Consider the following 24,268-nt stretch of genomic DNA (forward strand, 5'->3'; position numbering starts at 1 on the left):
TAAGATGCTGCTGTGCAGCGTTCACGAGGCTGGGTTTTCATGAAGTGTAGAACAGGGAGATTTTGAAAGCGACTGCCTGTGAAAGAAAAACGCCGTCGCGCACTGATCTGAGGCGAAGGCGCTACAGAAGGGCAGGGCGGACGGGCACAGATGCGGTGCAAACCAAAACGCCCGACCTATTGGCCGGGCGTTCCAGGTTTTCAATCAATGTCCCTCAGGCGCAGGTGTCAGCGTTCCTTGACGTAGGGCTGGCCACCGGCGCGCGGCGGGATCGCCTTGCCGACAAAACCTGCAAGTATCACCACGGTGAGGATATAGGGCAGGGCGTCCATCACCTGCACGGGGATCGACACGCCACCGAGCTGGATGCTCTGGAACCGCAGGGCCACCGCTTGCAGCAGGCCGAACAGCAGGCAGGCGCCAAGCGCGTGCCAAGGCCGCCACTTGGCAAAGATCAGCGCCGCCAGCGCGATATAGCCACGCCCGGAGGTCATCTCCTTGACGAAACCCGCCTGCAGGCCGGTGGCGAGATAGGCCCCGGCGATACCGCAGAGCACGCCGGCGATGCCGATTGCGGCAAAGCGCAGGCCACGCACGGAGACCCCGGCGGTGTCGACCGCGGCGGGGTTTTCGCCCACCGCCCGCAGGCGCAGACCAAAGCGGGTGCGGAACAGGATCCACCAGGTCAGCGGCACCGCCAGGACGGCGACATAGACCAGGATGGAGTGACCGGAGATCAGCTCGGAATAGAGCTGCTGGATCACGTTGGCTTCCTTGATCAGCTCGCTCAGGGGCCGGTCGGCGGCTTCGGCCTCGGAGGGGCCGATGGCAAAGGGCAGCTCGATCCCGTTGAAGCGCCCTTTGGTGAACAGCGACGGCGTGCGGCCGCCCTGCTGAAACCAGCTTTCGGCAATCAGCACCGTCAGACCGGAGGCGAGGAAGTTGAGCGCCACGCCGGAGATCAGCTGGTTGCCGCGGAAGGTGATCGAGGCCAGACCATGCAGGCCGGAGAGCAGCATGGAGGATCCGATCCCGGCCAAAAGGCCAAGCCAGACATTGCCGGTGACGGCGGCGACAGCGGCGGAAAAGAACGCCGCCATCAGCATCTTGCCCTCAAGGCCGATGTCGAAGATGCCCGCACGTTCCGAGAACAGACCGGCCAGACAGGCCAGCAGCAGCGGGGTCGCCATGCGCACGGTGCTGTCGAGCACCTGGATCAGGGTCAGGAAATCCATCAGGCGTTCTCCTTCCGGAAGGCGAGGAAGATCTTCTCGATCGGTATGCGCACCATATTGTCGAGCGCCCCGGTAAAGAGGATCACCAAGGCCTGAATGACCACGATCAGCTCGGACGGGATATTGGTCCAGAGCGCCAGCTCGGCGCCGCCCTGATAGAGGAACCCGAACAGGATCGCCGCGAGGAACACCCCAAACGGGTGGTTGCGGCCCATCAAGGCCACCGCGATCCCGATGAAGCCCGCGCCCTCGGTTGCGTTCAGCACCAGACGCTCGGCCTCGCCCATGACGTTGTTGGTGGCCATCAAGCCGCAGAGCGCGCCGGAGATCAGCATGGTGATCATCACCGTGCGCACCGGCGAGATGCCCGCGTAGACCGCGCCGCGCTCGGATTTGCCGAGGGCGCGGATCTCATGGCCGAGCGGCGTGTGCCAGATCAGACCCCAGATCACCACACAGGCGGCGAGGCCGACGAACAGCGTGACGTTGGCCGGGGCGGATTTGGAGAACTCTATGCCCAGCGGCGCCAGGATCTCGTGCAGCGAGGGCAGCTGTGCGGTTTCGGGGAACTTCGCCGTGGCCGGGTCCATCGCGCCCTTGGGCTTCAGCACGCTGACAAGCATGTAGTTCAGCACCGCTGCTGCGATGAAGTTGAACATGATGGTGGTGATGACGATGTGGCTGCCGCGCTTGGCCTGCAGATAGGCCGGGATCGCCGCCCAGGCTGCCCCAAAGAGACCGGCCCCTACGGCTGCGACCAGCAATGCGATCGACCAATGCGGAAAGGGGATGTAGAGACAGACAATCGCCAGCCCGAGGCCGCCGATCATTGCCTGTCCTTCGCCGCCGATGTTGAACAGCCCGGCATGGGCCGCCACTGCCACCGCAAGGCCGGTGAACAGGAAGTTGGTGGCATAATAGAGCGTGTAGCCCCAGCCGTAGGTCGACCCCAGCGCGCCGGTGACCATCAGGTCCAGCGCCTCCATCGGGCTTTCGCCGATCAGCAGGATCACGATTGCGGAGATTATCGCGGCCAACAGCAGGCTGATCACCGGGATCAACACCACATCGGCCCATTTAGGCATCTTTTCCATTTACGCGGCCTCCCCCGCGACGCCGGCCATCAACAGGCCGAGTTCTTTTTCATCGGTTTGATCCGCGGGACGTTCGCCCATGATCTTACCGTCAAACATCACTGCAACCCGGTCGCTGAGCGACAGGATCTCTTCCAGCTCCACCGAAACCAGAAGGATCGCCTTGCCTTGGTCGCGCAGCGCCATGATCTGCTGGTGGATAAATTCGATGGCGCCGATATCGACGCCGCGCGTGGGCTGGCCGATCAGCAACAGGTCGGGGTTGCGCTCAATCTCTCGTGCCACCACGATTTTCTGCTGGTTGCCGCCGGAGAAGCTCTTGGCCGCCAGCCAGGGATTGGGCGGGCGCACGTCGAATTTCTCCATCTTGGCGGCGGTGTCGGCGCGCAGGGCGGCATTGTCGAGGAACAGGCCCTTTTGGTATTCCGGTTCCCGGTGGTAGCCAAAGCCGACGTTTTCCCAGGCGTGGAAATCCATGATCAGGCCTTCGCGCTGACGGTCCTCCGGCACATGGGCGATGCCATCATGTCGCCGCGACCGCGCGTCGGAGCCGGCACCGGACAGGGGCAGGGGCTGGCCGTTGATGCGAATGGCACCGGTGCCCTCGCGCATGCCGCCGAGCACCTCCAGCAGTTCCGACTGGCCATTGCCGGCCACGCCCGCGATGCCGAGGATTTCGCCCGCGCGCACGGTGAGGTCGATGTCCTTCACCCGCTGTACCCCGGCGCTGTCCACCACGGAGAGCTTCTCGATCTCCAGGATCGGCTTGCCGGGGGTGGCGGGAACCTTGTCCACACGCAGCAGCACCTTGCGGCCCACCATCAGCTCTGCAAGCTGTTCTGGGCTGCTTTCGGCGGTCTTCACGGTGGCGGTCATCTGGCCGCGTCGCATCACCGAGACGGTGTCGGTATATTCCATGATCTCGCGCAGCTTGTGCGTAATCAGGATGATGGTTTTCCCTTCCGAGCGTAGCCGGTCGAGAATGCGGAACAGCTGATCGGCCTCCGCCGGGGTCAGAACGCCGGTGGGCTCGTCGAGGATCAGGATCTCCGCCTTGCGGTAGAGCGCCTTGAGGATCTCGACCCGTTGCTGCATGCCAACGCCGATCTCGTCGATGCGTTTATCGGGATCAACATAGAGCTCGTATTCCTCCTCCAGCTCCTTCAGCTCCTTGCGAGCACGGGAGAGGGAGGGCATCAGCAGGCCGGAATCCTCGGCGCCGAGCACGATGTTTTCCAGAACGGTGAAGTTCTCGACCAGCTTGAAATGCTGGAACACCATGCCGATGCCGGCAGAGATGGCGGCGAGGCTGTCGGGGATCTCAGTGCGGGTCCCCTTGATCCAGATCTCGCCTTTGTCGGCCTTGTAGAACCCGTAGAGAATGCTCATCAGCGTGGATTTGCCCGCGCCGTTTTCACCGATGATCCCGTGGATGGTCCCGGGTTCAACGCTGATGGAAATGTCCTTGTTCGCCTGGACTGGGCCAAAGGCCTTTGAAATGCCTTTGAGTTCGATTGCTGGTGCCGTCATCGGGGCTCCCCTGTCACCTCATCGCCGGTTCATCCGGATGCAGCCCATTCAGACTGCATGTTATGATCTCATAAGAAGAGGACCGGGACGGGAAAAACCAAACCCGGAGGACACGCGCGGCGCGACCTCCGGGCCATATGCAAACGCCCCGCTCGCCGGGCTGGACTGCCATGGGCGAACGGGGCGCGGATCATGTCGATCAGAAGTTCAGAACCGGGCAGCTGTCGTCGCTGGCGTAGTTGTGCACTTCGATGTCACCGGCGATGATCTTGGCCTTTGCGTCCTCGACGGAGGCCTGCATCTCTTCGGTGATCAGATCGGCGTTGTTGTCATCCATCGCGTAGCCGACGCCGTTGTCAGCCAGGTCGAGGGTGATCTTGTCCACTTCGAGGTCCGCACCATCCTTGAGGATGTTGTAGACCGCGACGTCAACGCGCTTCAGCATGGAGGTCAGAACCTTGCCCGGGTGCAGGTGGTTCTGGTTGCTGTCGACGCCGATGGACAGGATGCCCTCATCCGCGGCGGTTTGCAGAACGCCCACGCCGGTGCCGCCAGCCGCGGCATAGATCACGTCCGCGCCCTGAGAGATTTGCGCCTTGGTCAGCTCGGAGCCCTTCACCGGGTCGTTCCAGGCCGCCGGGGTGGTGCCGGTCATGTTGGAAATGACGGTCGCATCCGGGTTCACAGCTTTGACGCCTTGCGCGTAGCCGCAGGCGAATTTGCGGATCAGCGGAACATCCATGCCACCGATGAAACCAACGGTGCCGGATTCGGACGCTTCGGCTGCCAGCATGCCCACAAGGAAGGAGCCTTCGTGCTCGGAGAAGCTGACCACATGCACGTTGGGGGCGTCGACCCAGCCGTCGATGGTGACGAATTTGGTGTCCGGATAGTCACCGGCCACATCGGCCAGCGGGGCGCTCATGGCAAAGCCGGTGGTGATGATCGGGTTGGCACCGGATTCGGCAAAGCGACGCAGCGCCTGCTCGCGCTGGGCTTCGGACTTCATTTCGATCTCGAGGTACTTGCCGCCGGTCTCATCCGCCCAACGCTTGGCGCCATTATAGGCGGCCTCGTTGAAGGATTTGTCGAACTTGCCGCCAAGGTCGAAAATAAGCGCCGGGTTGGCCAGAGCCGCGCCCGCTGTCAGCGCGACTGCTGCTGCCGCGCCCATGAGCGATTTCATCAGGGTCATTCAGTTACTCCCAGTTTTTCTTTTTCTGCCCCGCGTGGCGGGCGTGTCCGTTCGAAAAGGTGGAGCGATTTAGCCTCTTGCGCTCGGCCTGGGTCAACATTTTTTTGACCACCCGGTCGAAAAACAGCATCTTTCCTTAGGGAAACACGCGTTTCATGAGCAAAGCATCCGCCGCTGCCGCCTCTGGTCGCGGATAATAGGCCTTTCGAATCCCGACAAGGCCGAATCCGCAAGTAGAGTATAGCGCCTGAGCGGCGGTATTGTCTTGTGCGACCTCAAGAAAAGCATCCTCGACCCCACGTTCTGCTGCCTTGGCCATCCAGTCCGCCATCACCTGCCGGGCACGGCCCTGGCGCTGGTGATCCGGATGGGTGGCGATGGTCAGAAGCTCTGCCTCGCCTGCGACCTCGCGCACAACTGCAAAGGCCCGTGCATCCCCCGTGAGATAGGTGAAGCGGTCGGCCAAAAGGTCGGCGAATTCCTCGGCGGACCAAGGGCGTGACTGGGAAAAGGCCGCCGCATGGGTCGCGGCGAGCGCGTCGGGGCTGCGGCTCTCAGTCATCCAGAAGCGCGGGCGGCGTGTCCCGGGAGGGGGCGGCATCGGCCTCGCGCAGATAGAGCGGCGCCGGGGGCGGCACGTCGATCCGGCCAAGGCGGGTGGCGGCCACGCGGGTGATGGCCTCGGCCACCGGGTAGCGCGCTGTCGCGACAGTGCCCGCGCAAAGGGCCGCGATCTCGTCAGCGCGGTGTCCCAGACAGCTCGGCTCTGCGCCTGCGGGAATATCTGACGGCAGCGTGTCGAGTGTGCAGTGGCCGGGCTGTGATCCGGTTAGCGTTCCGAACACCTGCACATAAAGCCCCTCGCGTCGGGCGTCGAGGCTGGAGATCACGACACCAGTGGTACCAAAGGCCTGCGCCTCAAGGCTGGAGACGCCAATGGCAGGTACGCCCAGCCCCAGCGCCAGACCGCGCGCGGCAGAGACGGAAATGCGAATGCCGGTGAAATTTCCGGGGCCGATGCCCACGGCGACCGCGTTCAGGTCAGCCCAGGTGGCGCCGCCTTCGGCGAGTGTCTCTTCCAGCAGGGGCATCAGCCGTTCGGCCTGACCCCTGGCCATGTCCTCCTGATGCTGGACCAGGATCTCGGTCCCCCGCAGCAAGGCCACCGCGCAATGGGGGGCGGAGGTATCAAATCCCAGGATCAGGGGCGCGTCAGAGGACATTTCGGGTCAATCGCTATCGTCGTTGGCTGCGGGTAGGAAGTCTTTGGCAGAGCTTCCGGTCTGTGGCAAGCCACCGGGCAAATGCGCCGGGCGATGAACCGACAGGGGGGGATCGATCCGCGTGCCCGTGCGTCGTCAACGACTGCGCCAGATGCTTTGCGTGGCAGGGCGCGATACGTAAGCCGCGTCCCGCCACGCTGACGGAGGTCTGAACGGAGCGTGCGGTGCCTCAGACGGCGACCGGGCGCACCTCGGTCACTTCGGGGATGTAGTGGCGCAACAGGTTCTCGATGCCCATCTTCAGCGTCAGTGTCGATGACGGGCAGCCGGCGCAGGCGCCCTGCATGTGCAGATAGACAACGCCGCGGTCAAAACCGTGGAAGGTGATGTCGCCGCCATCCTGTGCCACTGCGGGGCGCACGCGGCTGTCCAGCAGTTCCTTGATCTGATTGACGATTTCGCCGTCTTCGCCGGTGTGTTCGGCATGGCCGGAGGCCTGCTGGCCGCCTTCGTCGATCACCGGCTGGCCGGATTGGTAATGCTCCATCACCGCGCCAAGCACGGCGGGTTTGATGTGATCCCACTCAATCGAATCGTCTTTGGTGACGGTCACGAAGTCATTGCCAAAGAAGACGCCGGTGACGCCGCTCACGGCAAAGATACGCTGCGCCAGAGGCGACTTCGCGGCGGCCTCGGCTGAGGGGAAATCAGCGGTGCCAGCGTCCAGAACAGTCTGGCCGGGCAGGAATTTCAGGGTCGCCGGGTTCGGCGTGGATTCGGTCTGGATAAACATCTCGGTTCTCCGTCAGGCTGGCCTGGTGCGTGTGTAGTGCATATGCGCGCCCGACCGGGGTCTGTCAAGTTTTGGAATGATTCTAAATTAGCGACTGCGGTGCGAATTGCAAGGCATCCGCACCAGTTGGGCACATCAGATCACGACGCAAGGGATGTAGCAGGCGCAAACCTCTGCTGTTGCGCAGGTTTGCGATGTGGGGCTCTGGGTGACTGTCGCTGGTGGCAACAGGCTATGTTTGAAGCGCGTTGAAGGCCGTCAGGTGATGGCTTCCAGCTGTTCTTTCGACATGTCGCCGGGAACGATGGTGATCGGAAAGGGCAGGGAGCCCGCTGTCCGTGTCAGCTGGGTGACGATCGGGCCGGGCCCCTTGCGGTCGCTGGCGGCCCCAAGCACCAGAATGCCGACTTCGGGGTCCGTTTCGATTTGGGCCAGGATTTCGGGGACGACCTCGCCCTCGCGGATCACCAGTTCCGGATCAACGCCCTGCCGGTCGCGCATCCATTTGGCGAAAACCTCGAAATGGGCGTGGATGCGTTCGCGGGCTTCCTCGCGCATGACTTCACCAACGCCGATCCAATGGTTGAACTCATCCGGAGGAATGACCGAAAGAATGACCACGCCTCCCCCGGTGTTGGCGGCGCGCATGGCGGCAAACCGCATGGCGTTCAGACATTCGCGGCTGTCGTCGAGGACGACCAGGAACTTGCGCATTAAAACCTCTGCTGTCGTGTCCGAAGCATATTGGCCGATGCAACCACCCCGCGCAATAGATCTGTCGCGGGTGCGATGTGTCGCATCCGCACAGATGATCTGGCAGGGGTGCTGTTGTTGCTGTGGTTGCGCGGCTGTGGGTCAGTGGCCGGATTTGGCCCAGTCCCAGTACATCTCGCGCACCCGGCGGGTGATGGGGCCGTGCTGATAGGTGACATCATCAAAGGCGGTGACCGGGGTGACCTTGGACATGTTGCCGGAGGTGAAGACCTCATCCGCCGCCTCAAAATGCGCATAGGTCAGCACGCATTCATGCACGGTGATTCCATCGGCGCGCAGGTTGCTGATGTGGCGCGCGCGGGTGATGCCCGACAGAAAGGTGCCATTGGCGATCGGGGTGAAGACCTCACCGTCCTTGACCATAAAGATGTTGGCGGTCGCAGTTTCTGCCACATTGCCCATCACGTCGCAGGTCAGCGTGTTGGTGAACCCTTTGGCGCGGGCCTCGCGCAGCATGCGGGCGTTGTTGGGATAAAGGCACCCTGCCTTGGCATTGACCACCGAGGATTCCAGCACCGGGCGGCAGAAGCTGGTCCGCGTGAGCGTGGCGGAAGCGGCTTCGGCGGGCATCGGGATTTCTTCGAGGCAGAGCGCGAATTGCGTCGCCTCCGGGGCGGGGGCAATCAGGGTCTGGTCGCCCTCGGTGGCCCAGTACATCGGGCGGATGTAGACCGCACTGTCGGCGGAGAACCCGGACAGGCCCTCGCGGGTGATCTCGACCATCTGATCGGCGGGAACCGTGGCGGCCATCATCAGCGCCTCGGCAGAGGCATTGGCGCGGGCGCAGTGTTTGTCGAGGTCGGGGCTGACGCCATCGAACCAGCGCGCGCCGTCAAACACGGAGGACCCGAGCCAGGCGGCGTGGTCTGCGGCGGACATGATCGGCACATCGCCGTCGTGCCACTGGCCGTTGAAATAGGTGCGGATCGTTTTGCCGACAGCCATGGGAACCTCGGATCTGGGAATGCGGATTGGATACGATCGGGACGTTATGCGGCGGGCCCGGCAAGGTCCAGAGCCAATGCCGCCTCGTGTCCGTTCGGCGCCTGCGCGTGTTATTCGTCGTAGCTGACCACCAGATGATCCGTCAGCGGGTAGGACTGGCACGACAGCACAAAGCCCTTGGCGACCTCGTCATCCTCCAGCGCGTGGTTGGCGGCCATCTCGACCTCGCCTTCCAGCACCCGACAGCGGCAGGTGGAACAGACGCCGGCGCGACAGGACCACGGGGCATCCATGGCGTTGTCCAATGCCGCTTCGAGCACGCTGGTATTGCGATCCAGCGTTACCGAGCGCGTGGCCCCATCCAGCGTGATGGCAGCGGTGACCGGCGCGCTGGCAGCAGCGTCACTGCTGGCGGCTTTTTTCGCCGCCCGGCCCGGCTGGTTGGAGGCGAAGAGTTCGAACTTGATCTGCGCGTCCGAGAGACCTGCGGCGCGCAGGGCCTCGGCAATGCCCAGCATCATAGGTTCCGGTCCGCAGATGAAGGCGGTGTCGACGTTGTGGATCGGAATCCAGCGCTCGAACAGCTGGGCGCATTTTTCAGGTGTGACCAGGCCGGTGAACAGGTCGACCTCCTGCGCGTCGGCTTCCAGCACATGGATCACCGACAGGCGGCCCATGTAGCGGTTCTTCAGGTCCTCGATCTCTTCGCGGAACATGATCGAGTTGATGCCCCGGTTGGCATAGACCAGCGTGAAGCGGGACTGGGGTTCGGCCTGCAGGGTGGTTTTCAGGATCGACAGCACTGGCGTGATGCCGGAGCCACCAGCAAAGCCGAGGTAGTGTTTTTCGGCAGCCGCGTCGAGATCGGTGAAGAACCGCCCCTGCGGTGGCATGGCCTCGACCGTGTCGCCCACCTTGAGGTCGGTATTGGCCCAGGTCGAGAAGGCGCCGCCATCGACCCGTTTGATGCCGACTTGCAAGACGCCATCTTCCTTGCCCGCACAGATCGAATAGCTGCGGCGCAGCTCGGTGCCGTCGAAATCGCGGCGAAAGGTCAGATACTGGCCTTGGGTGAAGTCGAACTCAGCCGCCGCGCCATTGACGGGCTTCAGCGTGAGTACCACCGCGTCGCGGATGGTGTGCTTGATGTCGGTGACTTCGAGCGGGTGAAAGCGGGCCTGCGCGCGGGTCATCAGCGAGCCTCCTCAGATGCATTTGAAATAGTCGAAAGGTTCCAGGCAGGCGGTACAGCGCCAATGGGCCTTGCAGGGGGTGGAGCCGAACTGGCTCACGCGGGTCACATCGGGGCTGCCGCAGCGCGGGCAGTGGTCGGGTCCGCCAGCGGGAGAAGGGGGCGCGATGCCGTATTCCTCCAGCCGGGCGCGGCCTTTGTCCGACAGCCAATCGGTGGTCCAGGGCGGGGCGATCTGGGTTTTGATCTCCACGCGCTCAATCCCGTGGGCGGCCAGCGCGGTTTCGACATCCAGACGAATGATCGAGGTCGCCGGGCAGCCGGAATAGGTGGGCGTCAGGGTGACGATGAGGCCGTCATCGCTCCACTGCACATCGCGCACGATGCCGAGGTCGACGAGGGAAATTACCGGGATTTCCGGATCGGGCACCGCGTCGAGCCATTCCCAGATCTGCGCGAGAGAGGGCTGGTTGGATTGCGTGTCGGTCACGATGAACCTCCGGTCCGGCCGATAGGCCGGGCCACGCCCATGCCGGAGGCAGACTGCCAGTCTGACCCGCCCCCCACGGGGCGGGCGTTCCCCGCCCACCCCGCCGGGCCGGACGTGGCCCTCTGGGCAAAAGGACAGGGCAGCAAAAACATCACCACGTCGCTCCCGGATAGGCGCGCTGCATCCATTGCATCGTGGTCAGCAGATGCCCGAGGTGTTCGGTGTGCATCTTGCCATCACGGCCACCACCGCGGGCGCGGCGAGCTTCGGGGAGTGTCAGAGTTGCCTCGCCCAAAACACGGGCGAGTGTTTCATCATACTCCGCGCGCAAACTCGCGGGATCGGGGGCAATGCCCGCCTCGACCAGCGTCGTATCCACTGCGTCGGTCAGGAACATCTCGCCCACATAGGGGTAGAGGTAATCAAGCGCCGCTTGCATCCGGGCATGGCTTTCCTCGCTGCCGTCCCCCAGCGCCACCACGGTCTCGGCAGAGCGGTCCAGATGGTAGGTCGCTTCTTTCACCGATTTGGCGGCAATTGCGGCGACACGGTCGTCGGTAGACTGGGTCAGCGCCTGCAGTTGCAGCACGTGCCACGCATCAAACAGGAACTGCCGCATCAGGGTCTGGCCAAAATCGCCGTTTGGCATTTCGACCAGCAGCAGATTGCGGAAGTCCCAAGCGTCGCGCAGGAAGGCCAGATCGTCTGCGGTCTTGCCCTCGCCCTGCACCTCTGCCGCGAGGCCGAGCCACATCTGGGTCTGACCGATCATGTCGAGCGCAGTATTGGCGAGCGCGATATCCTCTTCCAGCACCGGGGCATGGCCGCACCATTCGCTGACGCGGTGGCCGAGGATCAGCGTGTTGTCTCCCATACGCAGGAGAAACTCGTAGAAGGCCTCATCCCGTGACACGTCGCGCGCCATTACATCGCCCCCACGTCATCAGGAATGTCGTAGAAGGATGGGTGGCGGTAGACCTTGCTTTCGGAGGGCTCGTAGAGCGGGCCTTTTTCCGAAGGTGACGAGGCTGTAATCTGCTCTGCCTCGACCACCCAGATCGACACGCCCTCATTGCGGCGGGTGTAGACGTCGCGGGCGTTCTTGATCGCCATTTCCGCGTCGGGCGCATGCAGGCTGCCGACGTGACGGTGGCTGAGGCCATGCTGGCCGCGGATAAAGATTTCCCAGAGGGGCCATTCGGTTTTCATGTTTGGTCCTTTCGGTGCTGAGACAGGGCGCGCCCGAGGCTGTGGGCACGCGGCACTGCCGCAGGGGATGTCAAAACGAAGGGGGGCGCTTATTCCGCCGCCATCTTGCGGGCACGTTTCTTGGCGGCATGCGCCATCATGCCCTCGCGCACCCAGGCACCATCGTCCCAAGCCTTGTTGCGGGCCGCCAGACGGTCGGTGTTGCAGGGGCCGTTGCCCTTGATGACCTCAAAGAACTCCTCCCAATCCGGTTCGGAGAAATCGTAGCCGCCCTTTTCCTCGTTCCACTTGAGGTTTTCGTCCGGCACAGTCAGGCCAAGGTATTCTGCCTGCGGTACGGTCTGGTCGACGAACTTCTGACGCAGCTCGTCATTGGTGTTCATCTTGATCTTCCACGCCATCGACTGCGCGGAATGGACCGAGTCCTTGTCTGAGGGGCCAAACATCATCAGCGCCGGGTACCAGAACCGGTTCAGCGCATCCTGTGCCATCGCCTTCTGTTGAGCATTGCCCTGCGCCATCTTCATCATGATGTCAAAGCCCTGACGCTGGTGGAAGCTCTCTTCCTTGCAGACGCGGATCATGGCGCGGGAATAGGGGCCAAAGGACGTGCGCTGCAACGGCACCTGGTTCATGATGGCGGCGCCATCGACCAGCCAGCCCACCGCGCCCATATCGGCCCATGTCAGCGTCGGGTAGTTGAAGATCGACGAATATTTCATCCGCCCGTCCAGCAGCATCTCGGTCATCTCGTCGCGCGAGATGCCCAGCGTTTCCGCCGCGCAATAGAGGTAGAGCCCGTGGCCCGCCTCGTCCTGCACCTTGGCCAAGAGGATCGCCTTGCGTTCCAGCGTCGGTGCGCGGGTGATCCAGTTGCCCTCGGGCAGTTGGCCGACAATTTCGGAATGGGCGTGCTGGCCGATCTGGCGGATCAGCGTCTTGCGGTAGCCGTCGGGCATCCAGTCCTTCGGTTCGATCTTCTCGCCCGCGTCAATACGCTCCTGAAAGGCGCGGTCCTCAGGGCTCATCTCGTCAAGGGATTGCACTCCCGTGCCGGTCGATTTGACCATCTGCGCGTACATGGCTGGCTCCTCCGGTTGTAACCCGAATAACTTGGCAAAGGCCGGACCTGGATCTGTCCGTCTGTCCTTAATCTAGGCCTCCGTGCGATTCGGCTCAAGTCAAATGTAACCGAAATAGTCATATTTGTGAAAATGTGTAACGCATGCCTGGGTGGACACGTCACCCGACCGCTATCACACCGTAAAAGCTAGAAATTTGCAGCGGTTTCGAGACTCGGCCGTGTCGTCTCGGCCATGATGGAAGACTGGGGGTGAGTCGCGAACGCGCCATGCCCTGTCTGCAATTCTGAGTGGAAGGGGCTGCAAGCTGGCTGAAATGGACAATATTCTGCGTATCGGAGGAGCTTGTGGCTACTGGGGAGACGACGCACAGGCCACGTCACAGGTGTTGGCGGCAGGTCATCTGGACGTTCTGGTCTATAATTACCTGGCTGAGCAAACGATGGCACATCTTGCCAAGGCGCGGGCGCGCGAGGCGAAGTCCGGCTATATCGCGGCGTTCATTCACGATGCTCTGACCCCGAACCTTGCGCAGATTGCCCGCCAGGGGGTGACGGTCATCGCCAACGCGGGTGGTATGAACCCGCAGGCGTGCGCGGCGGCGGCGGAGGCCGCGATAGACCGTGCCGGCCTCGCCCTCAGGGTGGCGGTGATCACCGGTGACGACCTGATAGCGCGGGCACAACAGATGGCAGCTGAGGCACCACGTGACATTCACACGGGCGCGCAGTTCCCCTCAACGGAGACCATCGCCAGCATCACCGCCTACCATGGCGCGCTGCCCATTGTCGCTGCGCTGGAAGAGGGTGCGGATATCATCATCACCGGCGGCTGCGCGGGCAGCAGCCTGACGTTGGCGGCAGCGATCCATCACTTCGGCTGGTCCAAGGGGGATCTGAACTACCTCGCGGGTGGCAGCCTCGCCGGGCATGTGCTGGAATGCGGCGTGCAGGCGACCGGCGGCACCTTCACCGATTGGGAAGAGGTCGCGGACGATATCGAAAGTCTGGGCTATCCGATTGCCGAGATCGCGGGCGACGGCAGCTTTGTCGTGACCAAGCCCGAGGGGACCGGTGGGCTTGTGAGTTGCGGCACTGTGGGCGAGCAGATCCTCTACCAGATCGGCAACCCCCGGGAGTATGTGTTGCCGGATGTGATCTGTGATTTCTCCGACGTGAGGCTGGAGCAGATCGGCCCTGACAGGGTGCAGGTGCTGGGCGCGCGTGGTCGGAGTGGACCCGGCACCTACAGGACCTGCGTGGCCTGGGCGAATGGGTTTCGCACCGGGGAGTATTTCACCTTTTATGGCGCGGATGCAGAGCGCAAGGCGGAGCGGTTTGCCGAGGCGACACTGGCCAGAGCCTCCGCCCAGCTTGCGGCGCGCGGCATGGCGCCCTTCACGCAGAGCAGTGTTGAAATCCTTGGCGCCGAGAGCCAGTTCGGCCTGTTGCGCAGCAGTGAGGCTGCGCGCGAAGTGGTCGCCAAAGTGGCTGTGCGTCATCCGGACGTCGCCGGAGTTCTGACCTTTCACAAGGCCGCCAACGGGCTTGGGATGGCTGCGCCGCCGGGTCTCAGCGGGTTTGTCGGGGGTGGTCCGCGCCCTGCGCCAGTGTTGTCGCTGTTTTCCTGCCTGACGCCAAAATCTGATGTGCCACTGATGGTCCGGATCGGCACGCAGCTGGAGCGAAAGGTGTCGGTGCCTGCGACTGAGATGGAGCAGAGCGACCAACTGCCCGCGCCGCATGCCGCTCCGAAACCACCTGTGAAAAAGGGGCCGGTGGTGACCGTCCCATTGTCCCGGCTGGCCTTTGCGCGCAGTGGCGACAGGGGCGACATGGTCAATATCGGGGTGATCGCCCGCCGTCCTGAACAGTTGCCGTGGATCTGGGACGGGCTGGATAGGGAGCATCTGGAGCGGGTTTTTGGTCACGTTCTGGCGAAGGGTCAGATCACGCGTTATGTGCTGCCCGGTATGTCGGCAATGAACATCATGCTTACCGGCGTGTCGGAGGGAGGGGCCGCGTCCTCCTTGCGCAATGATCCGCAGGGCAAAGGATTTGCGCAGCTGCTGCTTGCCGTCCCCATATTGGTAGATTGGTCGCTGCTGGGGGCCGGTGGCGCGTGACACGCGTTGCTTAGACCGAACGGGAGGCTGGAGACGCCGTCGTCCTGGCGCGCAACTGCCCGACCCATGCGTGTCTGTCCCGTAACTGATCGGTTCCACAATCAGGCCGTCGTGCCACGGTGTCCGCCTGCGCGGTCTTCTGGCCATCCCCTTGTGGCCTTGAGTTGCCAAGCCTGTCCTTGCTGCCGTAAGCAGGCACACAGGCAACAGGAGACGGGCATGGCCGGGCAGACGGAGACGCTGATTGCAGCGATCCTCGAGGATATCGACGCCGGGCGGCTGGCGCCGGGACAGGAGATTGACGAGGCGGTGCTGGCCAGCCGCCATGGCGTGTCGCGCACGCCGATCCGCGAGGCTTATATCCAGCTCGAAGCCTTCGGCCTGATCCGCCGCCTGCCGCGCAAAGGGGCGGTGTTGTTCAAGCCGACGCTGGAGGAGTTCCTCGCCATCCAAGAGGTGCATGCGCAGCTGGAAGGGCAGGCGGCAGGACTGGCGGCGCGGCGCATTTCGCCTGCGTTGCGCGCCCGGCTGGAGGCGGCTGTGACCGCCTGCGAGGCGCATGCGGCGGAACAGGGCGACAGCGATCCCGACGGCTATTACCAGCTGAACCTTGTGTTTCACGAAACCGTGGCGCTGGGCGCGGCCAATCCGTTTCTGGTCGAAATGATCAAGACCAATGCCCGCAAGCTGATGGCCTATTATCGCGCCCGCTACCGCTATCCCGGCGCCATTGCGCAATCGGCGCAAGAGCACCGCGAGATCGCCACGCTGATCCTGTCGCATGACCGCGATCGTGCCGAGGCCGCGATGCAGGCGCATGTGCTGTTCGATCAGGTCACGGTGATGGATCTGCTGGCAGCCCTGGGTTAGCCGGCGCGCGCAACTTCGAAAAATCGTGCGATGGCTTCTGCCAGAGCCGGCTGGTCGGCCTTCTGCTTCAAGCTATCCTGTGCGCGGGCGTAGACCTCGGGACCCATGTCCTGCCGCAGCTCCTCGGTCAGCGCGCTTATAAACGCATGCGTCATTTCCGGATGGTGCTGGGTGGTGGCGATATTGCGCCCCAGCGTAAAGCCGGTGCTGTGCCCGTCGCGGGTCATCAACGGATCGGCCCCTTTCGGCAATTCGTGCACATATTCCACGTGAGAGCCGTAGATTGAGACCACATCCGGCAGTTCAGTGGCCCACTCCGGGCGCGCAACAAGGTGATTCTCGGTGCGGCCATGCACCCAGCCGTCGGGCAGATCGTCGACGCGTCCGCCCAGGGCGAGGGCAATCGCCTGATGGCCAAAACAGGCTCCGAACAGCGGAATCTTGCGATCATGGATCTGCCGGATCAGCGCCAGCAGCCGGTCCACCCAGGGTGCGCCAGAGCGGGTGGAGGCGGGGCTGCCAGTGATCATCACTCCGTCATAACGGCTTATATCTTCGGGAAAAATATCGTCCTTCACCGCGAAAACAACACAGGACCAGTGGGGCCGCGCCATCTGCACCAGCGCGGTGAACTTTGCGCCATCCTTCGGGTGCCTGTGTGCAAAGGCGCTGTCGTCCGTATTGGTCATCAAAATCGCAATGCGCATGTTCAGGCTTCCCATATGCATATTTACAGTGCTTAATAGTATACATGTGAAGCAAGCCAAAGGAAGCCCCGCCATGACGATCTGGACCCCGACCGATGATGGATACGCGGACCTGTCGAGCCATGACGCCTTTGCCAGTGGCGCGCCGCATAACACCTTTGCCCGGCTCCGGCGTGATGACCCGCTGCATTGGACAGACTACCCGGACGGGCAGAATTTCTGGTCGGTGACCCGTTACGATGACATCACCAAGATGAACAAGAACACGGAGGTGTTTTCCTCGGCGCGTGGCATCCGCATGGAGGACCAGACCTACGAGGAATACCTCGCCCGGCGTACGTTTCAGGAAACCGACCCGCCCGACCATTCACAGGTGCGGATGAAGCTGCTGAAGGCGTTCTCCAAGACCACCATGGCGCAATACGAGGCGGATATTCGCGACCTCTGCGCCGAAATTCTGGACGCGGCACTGGCAAAGGGCACCTTTGACGCCACCAAGGAGATCGCCCGGCAATTGCCGATGCGGATGCTAGGGCGCGTGGTGGGCCTGCCGGACTCGGATCTGCCGTGGCTGGTGGAGAAAGGTGATGCGTTGATCGCCAATACCGATCCGGATTTCACTTCCCACGTACTGGACAAGATGGACACGGATGAATTCCGCATGATGCCCTTCAACTCTCCGGCGGGGGCAGAATTATACATCTATGCCAAGGAGTTGATGGAAGCGAAGGAAAAGGCCGGCGACACATCCGGGGTGCTCAACATGATCTTGCAGCCGGCCCGCGACGGATCTGTCATTACCGAGACTGAGTTTCGCAATTTCTTCTGCCTGCTGGTGGCGGCGGGCAATGACACGACGCGTTACTCCATCGCAGCTGGCATTCAGGCGATGTGTCATCAGCCGGAGCTTCTGGCGCAGATGCAGGCGGGCGGCGAGGTCTGGGAGACGGCGGCGGATGAGATCATCCGTTGGGCGACGCCCGCGCTCTACTTCCGCCGCACGGCGACGCAGGATGTGGAGATGCACGGCAAGACCATCCGCGAGGGCGACAAGCTTCTGTATTGGTTCATCTCGGCCAACCGCGATGACAGCTATTTTGACGACCCGTTCCGGGTGAACCTGATGCGCAATCCCAACCGGCATCTGTCCTTTGGCCAGTTCGGCCCGCATGTCTGCCTTGGCATGTGGCTGGCGCGGCTGGAGGTCACGGTGCTGTTTCAGGAGTTAGCCAAGCGGATCAAGTCCATCGAGCCAGCTGGTGCGCATAAATTCCTGCGCTCGAATTTCGTCGGCGGCATCAAGGAATTGCCGGTTCGGATGGAAGCCGCGTAGGCTCAACAGAAGACCCGTTCGGGCGGTCGCCCGGACAGCGCCCGACCTCCCCCACGGAAGGGCGCTTCGCACCCACCCGAGGTCGGCCACTGCCCTCTGTTGGGACTCAATCTGGGCCAAGACGCACGCCAAAGATGCGCAGGCCGCCAACAGGAAAGGAAGCCAAATGAAAACCCGCCTGCGTGCGCTTTTCTGCGACCATCTCAGTATCATGCGCGGAAAATACCTGCCGCATTCCAAGATCGGCGACGATGACACCCGGTTCTGCCGCTCCGTCTTCGGCACGCACTACGACCGCGATCTGCTGGATGCGCCGGGATCAATGGTGAAGCAGGGCCTGCCGGATATGGAACTGCGCTGGCGCGGCGAGGAGATCCGCGACAGCTGGCATGCCTCGACCAAGATCGTGCTGGGCGATCTCTATGACGATGCGGGCGAGCTGCTCACGCTGTGTCCGCGGGGCGCGTTGAAGCGCGCGGTGGCGGGCTGGCAGGCCAGGGGGCTCACTCCCAAGGTGGGGATCGAGCTGGAGGCCTTTGCCCTGCAGCCGGACGACTATGGCCGGTTGGTGCCCTATGATGCGCCGGGCGGCGTGGTCTACGGCACCGGACCGTTTGCGGACCCGTTGCGGTTCAATGACCGCATCTGGGCGATGGCGGACGAGATGGGCTTCTCGCTCGACATGATCACCGCCGAGTTTGACAGCCCGCAGTTCGAATATACGCTGACCTTTGACGATGCGGTGAAGGCAGTGGATGACATCGTGTTGTTCCGTCTGATGGCGCGGGAGATTGCGCTGGAATATGGCATCGTGCTGACCTTCATGCCCAAGCCGGTGGCGCAGGCCGGTGGGTCCGGCATGCATGTGAACCTGTCGTTCACCGATGAGGCTGGCGGCAATGCGCTGTCCTCCGGGCCGCGTGGTGGGCCGGAGCACATGAATGATCTGGCACGCGGCTGCCTTGCCGGGTTTCTGCATCACCACAAGGGCTTGGCGGGTCTGATCGCGCCCACCGCCAACAGTTACATGCGCTTGCAACCCGGCAGCCTGTCGGGCTTCTGGCAGAACTGGGGCGGCGATCATCGCAATGTCACCACGCGGATCAGCTCCGAAGGCGGCGCCAAGGCGCGGCTGGAGCACCGGATGGCGGATGCGTCGTCGAACCCCTACACCACGGTGGCCGCGCTGTTGCAGGCGGCGCGTCTTGGGGTGGAGCAGGGCTATGCGCTGGGGCCGATGGAGACAGGCGACGGGTTTGACCGCACGGATACCCGCGAAAGCACCGCAATGACGCTGAAGGGCGCGGTGGCGGATCTGGAGAAGGACGTCGCGCTGACACAGGCCGTGGGGCCTGATCTGATCGCCAACCACGTCTACATGAAACAGAAAGAGGTCCGCAAAACCCGCGATCTGGAAGGGGATGCGCTGCGCGATTTTTACGTGCATTTCGTCTGACGGATTGTCTGAACTGAGACACAGATAGTGGCTCTTGCGCAGGCCCGCTGTGGCCTGCGCTTGCTTTTTCTCGCGCGGCAGCGCCAGAGTGTCGGCACAATCAACTCAGGCGAAATGAGCAGAACATGTCTGATACAGAAGTGACGTCGACAGCGGTGACGTTAGATGCAGCCCCGCTGGTGACGCAGGAGGTCGCAGCCACATGCCTTGGCGTGAAGGTGCCGCAGTCACCCTTCTTGACCGAGACGCGGATCGAACGGATCAACGCGGCGCGCTATGAGGGCCAGGAGATTGCCGGAGCCCTGCATGTGGTGCGTGAAGACGACCGGGTGCTGGAGGTCGGCGCGGGCCTTGGTGTGGTGGGTGCGGTGATCGCGATGAATGCCAGGCCGGAGAAGGTGCTGTCCTTCGAGGCCAATCCGGAGCTGGTGCCGGTGATCACGGCCCTGCACGAGATGAACGAGCTTGGCGGTCGGGTGGAGCTGCGCAATCAGGTGCTTTTTGCCGGGGCGGGCCGCCCAGAGAAGATGGAATTTCACCTGCGCAATAGCTTCCTGGGTTCTTCACTGCTGAACGAGGGGGGGCGGCCCTCGCGGGTGGTTGAGATCCCGACCGTGGATCTGGCCGAGGTGGTGGCGGAGCTACAACCAACCGTGCTGGTGATGGATATCGAGGGCGGCGAGCTGGCGCTTCTGGAGGCGATGGATCTCAGCCCCTTCCGGGCCATCGTGATCGAATTCCACCCGGAGGCCTATGAGGTCAAGGGCATGCGCCGCTGCAAGACCATTCTGCGCGAGGGTGGTTTTCAGAAGATCGAAGACGTCTCCAGCCGCACTGTCTGGACCTGCATTCGCGAAGATGCGGTGTCCTGAGCCACACGCGCGACCGCGCCGCGCCAGCGGCGCTACCGAAAGATGCGCGCCCGAAGCCAAAGGCTTCGGGCGCGCCATGGTATCCGGTGGCCTCCGCGCCCCAATGGGGCACGGAGGCGGTGGCGCCCGGACGCCGTGTCAGCTCACCGCCGCAAAGCCTGCATCAAGCGCCGAGAGGATCTGGCTCACATCCGCCTTGGTCAGTACCAGTGGCGGCGACAGGATGATGTTGGGGCCCGAGACCCGCACCATGGCGCCGTTCTGATAGGCGACCTCCTGAATGGTGTTGATCGTCTTCTTGTCGATGGCGGCCTTGGTGGCACGGTCGCTGACCAGCTCCAGCGCATTCATCAGCCCATGGCCACCGCGCACGTCGCCGATCAGGCCATAGCGTTCCTGCAGTGCTGTCAGCCCCTGATGCACCTGTGCACCGCGCGCCGCCGCATTTGTGGGCACATCGAGCCGTTTGGTTTCCGCCAGACAGGCCAACGCCGCGGCCGCGCCGACCGGGTGGCCGGAATAGGTGTAGCCATGGCCGATGGCGGCCTTGCCGGTCTCATCCTTTTCAAACACCTCAACCAGGCGTTCAGAAATCATCAGCGCGCCGAAGGGGAAATAGCCATTGGTGATCGCCTTCGCCGTGCACATCATGTCCGGTTGCACGCCCCAGTGCCGCGACCCGCTCCAGGAGCCACAACGGCCAAAGGCGGTGATGACCTCGTCGGCGATCAGCAGGATACCATGCTTGCGGCAGATCTCGGCCACTCCGGGCATGAAGCTCTCATGCGGCGGGATCACGCCCCCGGCACCCAGGATCGGCTCCATGATGAAGGCCGCAATCGTGCCGGCGCCCTGAAAGGCGATTTCATCCTCCAGCGCCGCCAGACAGAGCTGCGCCAGCCGCTCCGGGTCGGTTTCGTTGAACGGGTTGCGATAGGTATAGGGGGCAGGGATGTGGTGGCAGCCGGCTAGCAGGGGTTCATAAGCGGTGCGGAAATTGGCGTTACCATTCACCGAGGCGCCGCCAAAATGGGTGCCGTGATAGCCCTTCTTCAGGCTCAGGTATTTCACCCGCGACGGCTCTCCGCGCACCTTGTGATACTGCCGCGCCAGCCGCAGGGCAGTTTCCACCGAATCGGAGCCGCCGGAGGTGAAGAACGCGCGGCTGAGACCGTCGGGCGCGAAAAAGTCTCGCAGCTCCTCGGCCAGCTGGATCACCTGATCGTTGGTCGTGCCGCGAAAGATCGAATAATAGGGCAGCACATCCAGCTGCGCGGCGATCGCATCCTTCACCGGCTGACAGGAAAACCCGAGGTTCACGTTCCACAGGCCGCCCACAGCGTCGACCACCTCATGTCCGTCCACATCCTTGATGCGCACGCCAGAGGCGCCGGTCACGATGGTCGGCGGATTGGCGAGGCTGTCGCCGGGATGGGCCATCGGATGCCAGAGGCTCCGGGCATTGTGTTCTTTCAGGAAATTGGCGTCGGGCTGATGTGCGGTCATGGGGCGGACTCCTTGTCGCGGCGCGGCGCTCAGGCCGCGATGTCGGTGGGAAACTCGGGCGGGCAAGCGCCGCCGATACGTTCGGTAAGGGCCAGACCGGCCAGACGCAGGGCGCGGGGAATGGCGGTTTTCTGATCGTCGCTCATGCGGGAGGTCGGCGCGGCCACCGCCAGCGCCCCCAGCACCACTTGGTCCGGACCAAAGATCGGCACCGCGTGGGAATGCACCTCCGCCTCGTAGCCGCCGATGGATTGCGCCAGCCCGCTGCGCTGGACCGCTGCCAGTTCGGCGCGGATGGCGACCGGGTCGGTTTGGGTCTGGGCGGTGCGCGCCTCCAGTGGTTGCGCCAGCACGGCGTCGACAAAGTCCGGGTCGGCAAAGGCCAGCACCGCAAGGCCGGAGGCTGTGCCGTGGAAGGTCAGCACCTCGGCGTCCTCCATCATCACCTTGGTGGCATTGCGCGGCGCATAGGCGTGGCTGAGGGATGCGAGCTGGTCCCCCTGCAACAGCGACAGGTGGGTTGTCTCACCCGTTTCCTCGGACAATTCCCGCAGCACCCGGCGCGACGCCGACAGGATCGGCACGCTGGCCTCGCGCAGTGCTGCCAGCCGCAACACCTGCGGGCCAAGGCGGTAGGCGCGGTCGCCATCGACCTGTTCGACGAATCCCGTTGCCTGCAATTCGCTCATCAGCCGATAGACCGTCGCCTTGTTCATGCCCGACAGGCGCGTGAGATCGCTCAGCCCGATCACCAGCCGCCCGTGGTTGAAATGGGTCAGCAAATTCAGTGCTTTGGAGACGGTTCCCATGGGTGATCGCAATCCTGATCTGCCAGATTTCTCAGCGCCTCTGCCCCTGAGTGGAGGGCGCTCTTTCATTTTTGTTGACAGATTGACCCCATGGCTGTCAATCTAAATTCAAACCATTGGTTCAAATAATGAACCGATGGCGACGACCACAAGCGAAGATCAACCGAGCGGCGGACAACGTCGCCATTTGACCAACGGCAACTTGAATGGCGAACAGGGAGACAGCCAATGACCGTGACATCTGTACTCAAGGGATGTGTGGCCGCAGCGGGCCTTGCACTGACAGCGGGAGCCGCTCTGGCGGAGTATCCGGAGAAACCCGTGAACTTCATCGTGCCCTGGCCGCCCGGTGATCTTGAAGACGTGCTGACCCGCATGATCGCCGAGGATTTCCAGGAGGAATACGGCGTCGCTGCCGCGGTGGTGAACAAGCCCGGCGGCGGTGGCGGGCCTTTCCCCGGTGCCATCGAGGTCGCCAATGCGCCGGCTGACGGCTATACCGTGGGCTCCTTCGTGATCGGCGTGCCGGTGATGGGCCACCAGATCGACATTCCGCCGCTGACGCCGGAGAAATTCGACCCGCTTGGCATTTTCCTGACCTATCCCTTCGTCATCGCGACCTCGGGCGATGCGCCCTATTCCTCGATGGAGGAGCTGGCAGCGCATGCGCAGGACAATGACGTGGTGCTGGGCCATTTCGGCGATGTGCTGACGCCGACGCAGGTCACCAAGGCCTATGCCAAATCCGCCGGGTTCGAGTGGGGCGCGGATGCCGCCTTTGATGCGCTGGACTGCAACACGCTGGCGTCGGGCGATGCGGATGTGATCAACACCACGCTGCAACTGATCCTGCCCTGTCTGGACGATGTGAAGGTGCTGGTCTCCATCACCGACAGCCGCATCCCGCTGGTGCCCGACGCGCCGACCATTGGCGAGTTGAACCCGGACCTGGACATCGCGCTGTGGAATGGCCTGTTCGTGACCAAGGACACACCGCAGGACGTGCGCGATAAGATCGTCGCCGTGGCGCAGAAGACCGTGATGAGCGACCGCGCGCAGGCGGTGGCGGCGGAAACCGGCGCGCTGGTCTATTGGCAGGATGCGGACACCAGCACCGCCCGCGTGGCCAATGACATCGAGACGATGGCGCGGATCAGCACCGCGCTGGAGTAACCTCCCCGAGCCTTCCGCCGGTGCCATCCCGCATGGTCCGGCGGATTTTTCGGCCTCATCTTCTGTAGACCTCTGCCCTCACACCTTCCCAGCCAGAGACTCTAATGCAAAGCGAACGTGAACGCAGATTTGCCGGCCCGCGCCGGGGACAGCTCTTGTTTGTGCTGTCGTTCCTGACCCTGTCGGTGCTGCTGTTGTCCCAGATCACTCAGCAGACGGCTTGGGTGAACAAGACCGGCCTTTTTGCCCAGCCTCGGTTCTGGCCCGCGGTGGGTGTCGGCGGCATGGTCTTTTGCACCGCGCTGCACCTGTGGCGGCTGCCGTTCCGCCGTATCGAGCGCGCCGACCTGCGCGAGGCGCTGCGCTGGGTGGCCGCGTTGGAATACGCGCTGTGGTTCATGGTCTACGTGATGCTGGTGCCGCTGATCGGCTACCTGCCGATGACGCTGATCTTCGTGCCGCTGCTGGCGTGGCGGATGGGGTATCGCAGCCCGCAGATGATGGCGATCAGCGCCGGGTTTGCGGTGTTTATCGTGCTGTTCTTCAAGGGTGTTCTGGCGGTGCGTATCCCCGGGGCGGTGCTCTATGACTATCTGCCGGATGCCTGGCGCAGCTTTGCCATCCTCTATCTCTGAGACTTTTTCCAAGGAAGACG

General features: G+C 63.2%; 25 protein-coding genes. 7 read left to right on the forward strand and 18 right to left on the reverse strand.

The annotated features are described in order from the left end of the window. Nucleotides 1-227: 227 nt before the first annotated feature. From R0J92_RS08210 to paaA, 15 genes are all read right to left on the reverse strand, one after another. Nucleotides 228-1,235: an ABC transporter permease gene (locus R0J92_RS08210; protein WP_106161753.1), complete on the reverse strand. Its 1,008-nt coding sequence runs from the start codon at nucleotides 1,233-1,235 to the stop codon at nucleotides 228-230. Continuing rightward, a complete protein-coding gene (locus R0J92_RS08215; RefSeq protein WP_106161755.1) occupies nucleotides 1,235-2,329 on the reverse strand; it encodes an ABC transporter permease in 1,095 nt (364 codons plus the stop codon). The genes R0J92_RS08210 and R0J92_RS08215 overlap by 1 nt, the downstream gene beginning before the upstream one ends. After that, entirely contained in the window at nucleotides 2,330-3,859 is a 1,530-nt protein-coding gene (locus R0J92_RS08220) for an ABC transporter ATP-binding protein (RefSeq protein ID WP_106161757.1), read from the reverse strand. It lies immediately after the preceding gene. Between the two features lie 199 nt (nucleotides 3,860-4,058). Further along, nucleotides 4,059-5,054, reverse strand: coding sequence for a BMP family protein (locus R0J92_RS08225; protein WP_106161759.1), 996 nt, complete (start codon nucleotides 5,052-5,054; stop codon nucleotides 4,059-4,061). Between the two features lie 4 nt (nucleotides 5,055-5,058). Then, the gene (locus tag R0J92_RS08230) at nucleotides 5,059-5,184 is read right to left on the reverse strand and encodes a hypothetical protein (RefSeq protein ID WP_279327821.1); all 126 of its coding nucleotides are present in this window, start codon (nucleotides 5,182-5,184) and stop codon (nucleotides 5,059-5,061) included. A 6-nt stretch (nucleotides 5,185-5,190) separates the two neighbouring features. Continuing rightward, nucleotides 5,191-5,616, reverse strand: a complete 426-nt coding sequence (locus R0J92_RS08235) for a GNAT family N-acetyltransferase (RefSeq protein ID WP_411051325.1) — start codon at nucleotides 5,614-5,616, stop codon at nucleotides 5,191-5,193. Beyond that, nucleotides 5,609-6,277: a tRNA (adenosine(37)-N6)-threonylcarbamoyltransferase complex dimerization subunit type 1 TsaB gene (tsaB, locus tag R0J92_RS08240; protein WP_411051326.1), complete on the reverse strand. Its 669-nt coding sequence runs from the start codon at nucleotides 6,275-6,277 to the stop codon at nucleotides 5,609-5,611. Before tsaB ends, R0J92_RS08235 begins: the two co-directional genes overlap by 8 nt. A 229-nt stretch (nucleotides 6,278-6,506) precedes the next feature. Further along, nucleotides 6,507-7,070, reverse strand: a complete 564-nt coding sequence (locus tag R0J92_RS08245; protein ID WP_106161765.1) for a NifU family protein — start codon at nucleotides 7,068-7,070, stop codon at nucleotides 6,507-6,509. A gap of 258 nt (nucleotides 7,071-7,328) precedes the next feature. Continuing rightward, nucleotides 7,329-7,784: a universal stress protein gene (locus tag R0J92_RS08250; RefSeq protein WP_106161767.1), complete on the reverse strand. Its 456-nt coding sequence runs from the start codon at nucleotides 7,782-7,784 to the stop codon at nucleotides 7,329-7,331. A gap of 141 nt (nucleotides 7,785-7,925) precedes the next feature. Then, a complete protein-coding gene (locus R0J92_RS08255) occupies nucleotides 7,926-8,789 on the reverse strand; it encodes a branched-chain amino acid aminotransferase (protein ID WP_317384359.1) in 864 nt (287 codons plus the stop codon). A gap of 110 nt (nucleotides 8,790-8,899) precedes the next feature. After that, complete coding sequence (locus tag R0J92_RS08260; RefSeq protein WP_411051327.1) at nucleotides 8,900-9,982, reverse strand: 2Fe-2S iron-sulfur cluster-binding protein; 1,083 nt, start codon at nucleotides 9,980-9,982, stop codon at nucleotides 8,900-8,902. Between the two features lie 12 nt (nucleotides 9,983-9,994). Continuing rightward, nucleotides 9,995-10,471: a 1,2-phenylacetyl-CoA epoxidase subunit PaaD gene (gene paaD, locus R0J92_RS08265; protein ID WP_411051328.1), complete on the reverse strand. Its 477-nt coding sequence runs from the start codon at nucleotides 10,469-10,471 to the stop codon at nucleotides 9,995-9,997. 151 nt (nucleotides 10,472-10,622) lie between these two features. Beyond that, nucleotides 10,623-11,396, reverse strand: coding sequence for a 1,2-phenylacetyl-CoA epoxidase subunit PaaC (gene paaC, locus R0J92_RS08270; RefSeq protein WP_411051329.1), 774 nt, complete (start codon nucleotides 11,394-11,396; stop codon nucleotides 10,623-10,625). Further along, nucleotides 11,396-11,680, reverse strand: a complete 285-nt coding sequence (paaB, locus tag R0J92_RS08275; RefSeq protein ID WP_106161775.1) for a 1,2-phenylacetyl-CoA epoxidase subunit PaaB — start codon at nucleotides 11,678-11,680, stop codon at nucleotides 11,396-11,398. Before paaB ends, paaC begins: the two co-directional genes overlap by 1 nt. A gap of 89 nt (nucleotides 11,681-11,769) precedes the next feature. Further along, complete coding sequence (gene paaA, locus R0J92_RS08280) at nucleotides 11,770-12,762, reverse strand: 1,2-phenylacetyl-CoA epoxidase subunit PaaA (RefSeq protein WP_317384355.1); 993 nt, start codon at nucleotides 12,760-12,762, stop codon at nucleotides 11,770-11,772. Between the two features lie 316 nt (nucleotides 12,763-13,078). Here paaA and R0J92_RS08285 point away from each other — a divergent pair, with 316 nt between their 5' ends. Both R0J92_RS08285 and R0J92_RS08290 read left to right on the forward strand, forming a co-directional pair. After that, nucleotides 13,079-14,887 (forward strand): acyclic terpene utilization AtuA family protein, encoded by a 1,809-nt coding sequence (locus R0J92_RS08285; RefSeq protein ID WP_411051330.1) that lies wholly within the window; start codon nucleotides 13,079-13,081, stop codon nucleotides 14,885-14,887. A 219-nt stretch (nucleotides 14,888-15,106) separates the two neighbouring features. After that, nucleotides 15,107-15,757 (forward strand): GntR family transcriptional regulator, encoded by a 651-nt coding sequence (locus tag R0J92_RS08290; RefSeq protein WP_411051331.1) that lies wholly within the window; start codon nucleotides 15,107-15,109, stop codon nucleotides 15,755-15,757. Here the strand turns inward: R0J92_RS08290 and R0J92_RS08295 are convergent. After that, nucleotides 15,754-16,464, reverse strand: a complete 711-nt coding sequence (locus R0J92_RS08295) for a type 1 glutamine amidotransferase (protein WP_411051332.1) — start codon at nucleotides 16,462-16,464, stop codon at nucleotides 15,754-15,756. The genes R0J92_RS08290 and R0J92_RS08295 overlap by 4 nt on opposite strands. A gap of 73 nt (nucleotides 16,465-16,537) precedes the next feature. Here R0J92_RS08295 and R0J92_RS08300 point away from each other — a divergent pair, with 73 nt between their 5' ends. The 3 genes from R0J92_RS08300 to R0J92_RS08310 all read left to right on the forward strand — a co-directional run bounded on the left by R0J92_RS08300 (nucleotide 16,538) and on the right by R0J92_RS08310 (nucleotide 20,125). Further along, a complete protein-coding gene (locus R0J92_RS08300) occupies nucleotides 16,538-17,797 on the forward strand; it encodes a cytochrome P450 (RefSeq protein ID WP_411051333.1) in 1,260 nt (419 codons plus the stop codon). 166 nt (nucleotides 17,798-17,963) lie between these two features. After that, nucleotides 17,964-19,253 (forward strand): glutamine synthetase, encoded by a 1,290-nt coding sequence (locus R0J92_RS08305; RefSeq protein ID WP_411051334.1) that lies wholly within the window; start codon nucleotides 17,964-17,966, stop codon nucleotides 19,251-19,253. 125 nt (nucleotides 19,254-19,378) lie between these two features. After that, nucleotides 19,379-20,125: an FkbM family methyltransferase gene (locus R0J92_RS08310; RefSeq protein WP_411051335.1), complete on the forward strand. Its 747-nt coding sequence runs from the start codon at nucleotides 19,379-19,381 to the stop codon at nucleotides 20,123-20,125. Nucleotides 20,126-20,263: 138 nt separating this feature from the next. Here R0J92_RS08310 and R0J92_RS08315 read toward each other — a convergent pair whose 3' ends face one another. Continuing rightward, nucleotides 20,264-21,631, reverse strand: coding sequence for an aspartate aminotransferase family protein (locus R0J92_RS08315; protein ID WP_411051336.1), 1,368 nt, complete (start codon nucleotides 21,629-21,631; stop codon nucleotides 20,264-20,266). 29 nt (nucleotides 21,632-21,660) lie between these two features. Continuing rightward, nucleotides 21,661-22,440, reverse strand: coding sequence for an IclR family transcriptional regulator (locus R0J92_RS08320; RefSeq protein ID WP_411051337.1), 780 nt, complete (start codon nucleotides 22,438-22,440; stop codon nucleotides 21,661-21,663). A 228-nt stretch (nucleotides 22,441-22,668) separates the two neighbouring features. Here R0J92_RS08320 and R0J92_RS08325 point away from each other — a divergent pair, with 228 nt between their 5' ends. Both R0J92_RS08325 and R0J92_RS08330 read left to right on the forward strand, forming a co-directional pair. Beyond that, complete coding sequence (locus tag R0J92_RS08325) at nucleotides 22,669-23,613, forward strand: tripartite tricarboxylate transporter substrate binding protein (RefSeq protein ID WP_411051338.1); 945 nt, start codon at nucleotides 22,669-22,671, stop codon at nucleotides 23,611-23,613. A 104-nt stretch (nucleotides 23,614-23,717) separates the two neighbouring features. Then, the gene (locus R0J92_RS08330) at nucleotides 23,718-24,248 is read left to right on the forward strand and encodes a tripartite tricarboxylate transporter TctB family protein (protein ID WP_411051339.1); all 531 of its coding nucleotides are present in this window, start codon (nucleotides 23,718-23,720) and stop codon (nucleotides 24,246-24,248) included. Nucleotides 24,249-24,268 lie beyond the last annotated feature (20 nt).

The organism is Tritonibacter sp. SIMBA_163, from assembly GCF_046535935.1.
GTDB classification, from domain to species: Bacteria; Pseudomonadota; Alphaproteobacteria; order Rhodobacterales; family Rhodobacteraceae; genus Epibacterium; species Epibacterium scottomollicae.

Coding starts and splice junctions, on each gene's coding strand:
- R0J92_RS08210 (WP_106161753.1), bottom strand. CDS start 1,235: ATGGATTTCCTGACCCTGATCCAGGTGCTCGACAGCACCGTGCGCATG.
- R0J92_RS08215 (WP_106161755.1), bottom strand. CDS start 2,329: ATGGAAAAGATGCCTAAATGGGCCGATGTGGTGTTGATCCCGGTGATC.
- R0J92_RS08220 (WP_106161757.1), bottom strand. CDS start 3,859: ATGACGGCACCAGCAATCGAACTCAAAGGCATTTCAAAGGCCTTTGGC.
- R0J92_RS08225 (WP_106161759.1), bottom strand. CDS start 5,054: ATGACCCTGATGAAATCGCTCATGGGCGCGGCAGCAGCAGTCGCGCTG.
- R0J92_RS08230 (WP_279327821.1), bottom strand. CDS start 5,184: ATGCTGTTTTTCGACCGGGTGGTCAAAAAAATGTTGACCCAGGCCGAG.
- R0J92_RS08235 (WP_411051325.1), bottom strand. CDS start 5,616: ATGACTGAGAGCCGCAGCCCCGACGCGCTCGCCGCGACCCATGCGGCG.
- tsaB (WP_411051326.1), bottom strand. CDS start 6,277: ATGTCCTCTGACGCGCCCCTGATCCTGGGATTTGATACCTCCGCCCCC.
- R0J92_RS08245 (WP_106161765.1), bottom strand. CDS start 7,070: ATGTTTATCCAGACCGAATCCACGCCGAACCCGGCGACCCTGAAATTC.
- R0J92_RS08250 (WP_106161767.1), bottom strand. CDS start 7,784: ATGCGCAAGTTCCTGGTCGTCCTCGACGACAGCCGCGAATGTCTGAAC.
- R0J92_RS08255 (WP_317384359.1), bottom strand. CDS start 8,789: ATGGCTGTCGGCAAAACGATCCGCACCTATTTCAACGGCCAGTGGCAC.
- R0J92_RS08260 (WP_411051327.1), bottom strand. CDS start 9,982: ATGACCCGCGCGCAGGCCCGCTTTCACCCGCTCGAAGTCACCGACATC.
- paaC (WP_411051329.1), bottom strand. CDS start 11,396: ATGGCGCGCGACGTGTCACGGGATGAGGCCTTCTACGAGTTTCTCCTG.
- paaB (WP_106161775.1), bottom strand. CDS start 11,680: ATGAAAACCGAATGGCCCCTCTGGGAAATCTTTATCCGCGGCCAGCAT.
- paaA (WP_317384355.1), bottom strand. CDS start 12,762: ATGTACGCGCAGATGGTCAAATCGACCGGCACGGGAGTGCAATCCCTT.
- R0J92_RS08285 (WP_411051330.1), top strand. CDS start 13,079: ATGGACAATATTCTGCGTATCGGAGGAGCTTGTGGCTACTGGGGAGAC.
- R0J92_RS08290 (WP_411051331.1), top strand. CDS start 15,107: ATGGCCGGGCAGACGGAGACGCTGATTGCAGCGATCCTCGAGGATATC.
- R0J92_RS08295 (WP_411051332.1), bottom strand. CDS start 16,464: ATGCGCATTGCGATTTTGATGACCAATACGGACGACAGCGCCTTTGCA.
- R0J92_RS08300 (WP_411051333.1), top strand. CDS start 16,538: ATGACGATCTGGACCCCGACCGATGATGGATACGCGGACCTGTCGAGC.
- R0J92_RS08305 (WP_411051334.1), top strand. CDS start 17,964: ATGAAAACCCGCCTGCGTGCGCTTTTCTGCGACCATCTCAGTATCATG.
- R0J92_RS08310 (WP_411051335.1), top strand. CDS start 19,379: ATGTCTGATACAGAAGTGACGTCGACAGCGGTGACGTTAGATGCAGCC.
- R0J92_RS08315 (WP_411051336.1), bottom strand. CDS start 21,631: ATGACCGCACATCAGCCCGACGCCAATTTCCTGAAAGAACACAATGCC.
- R0J92_RS08320 (WP_411051337.1), bottom strand. CDS start 22,440: ATGGGAACCGTCTCCAAAGCACTGAATTTGCTGACCCATTTCAACCAC.
- R0J92_RS08325 (WP_411051338.1), top strand. CDS start 22,669: ATGACCGTGACATCTGTACTCAAGGGATGTGTGGCCGCAGCGGGCCTT.
- R0J92_RS08330 (WP_411051339.1), top strand. CDS start 23,718: ATGCAAAGCGAACGTGAACGCAGATTTGCCGGCCCGCGCCGGGGACAG.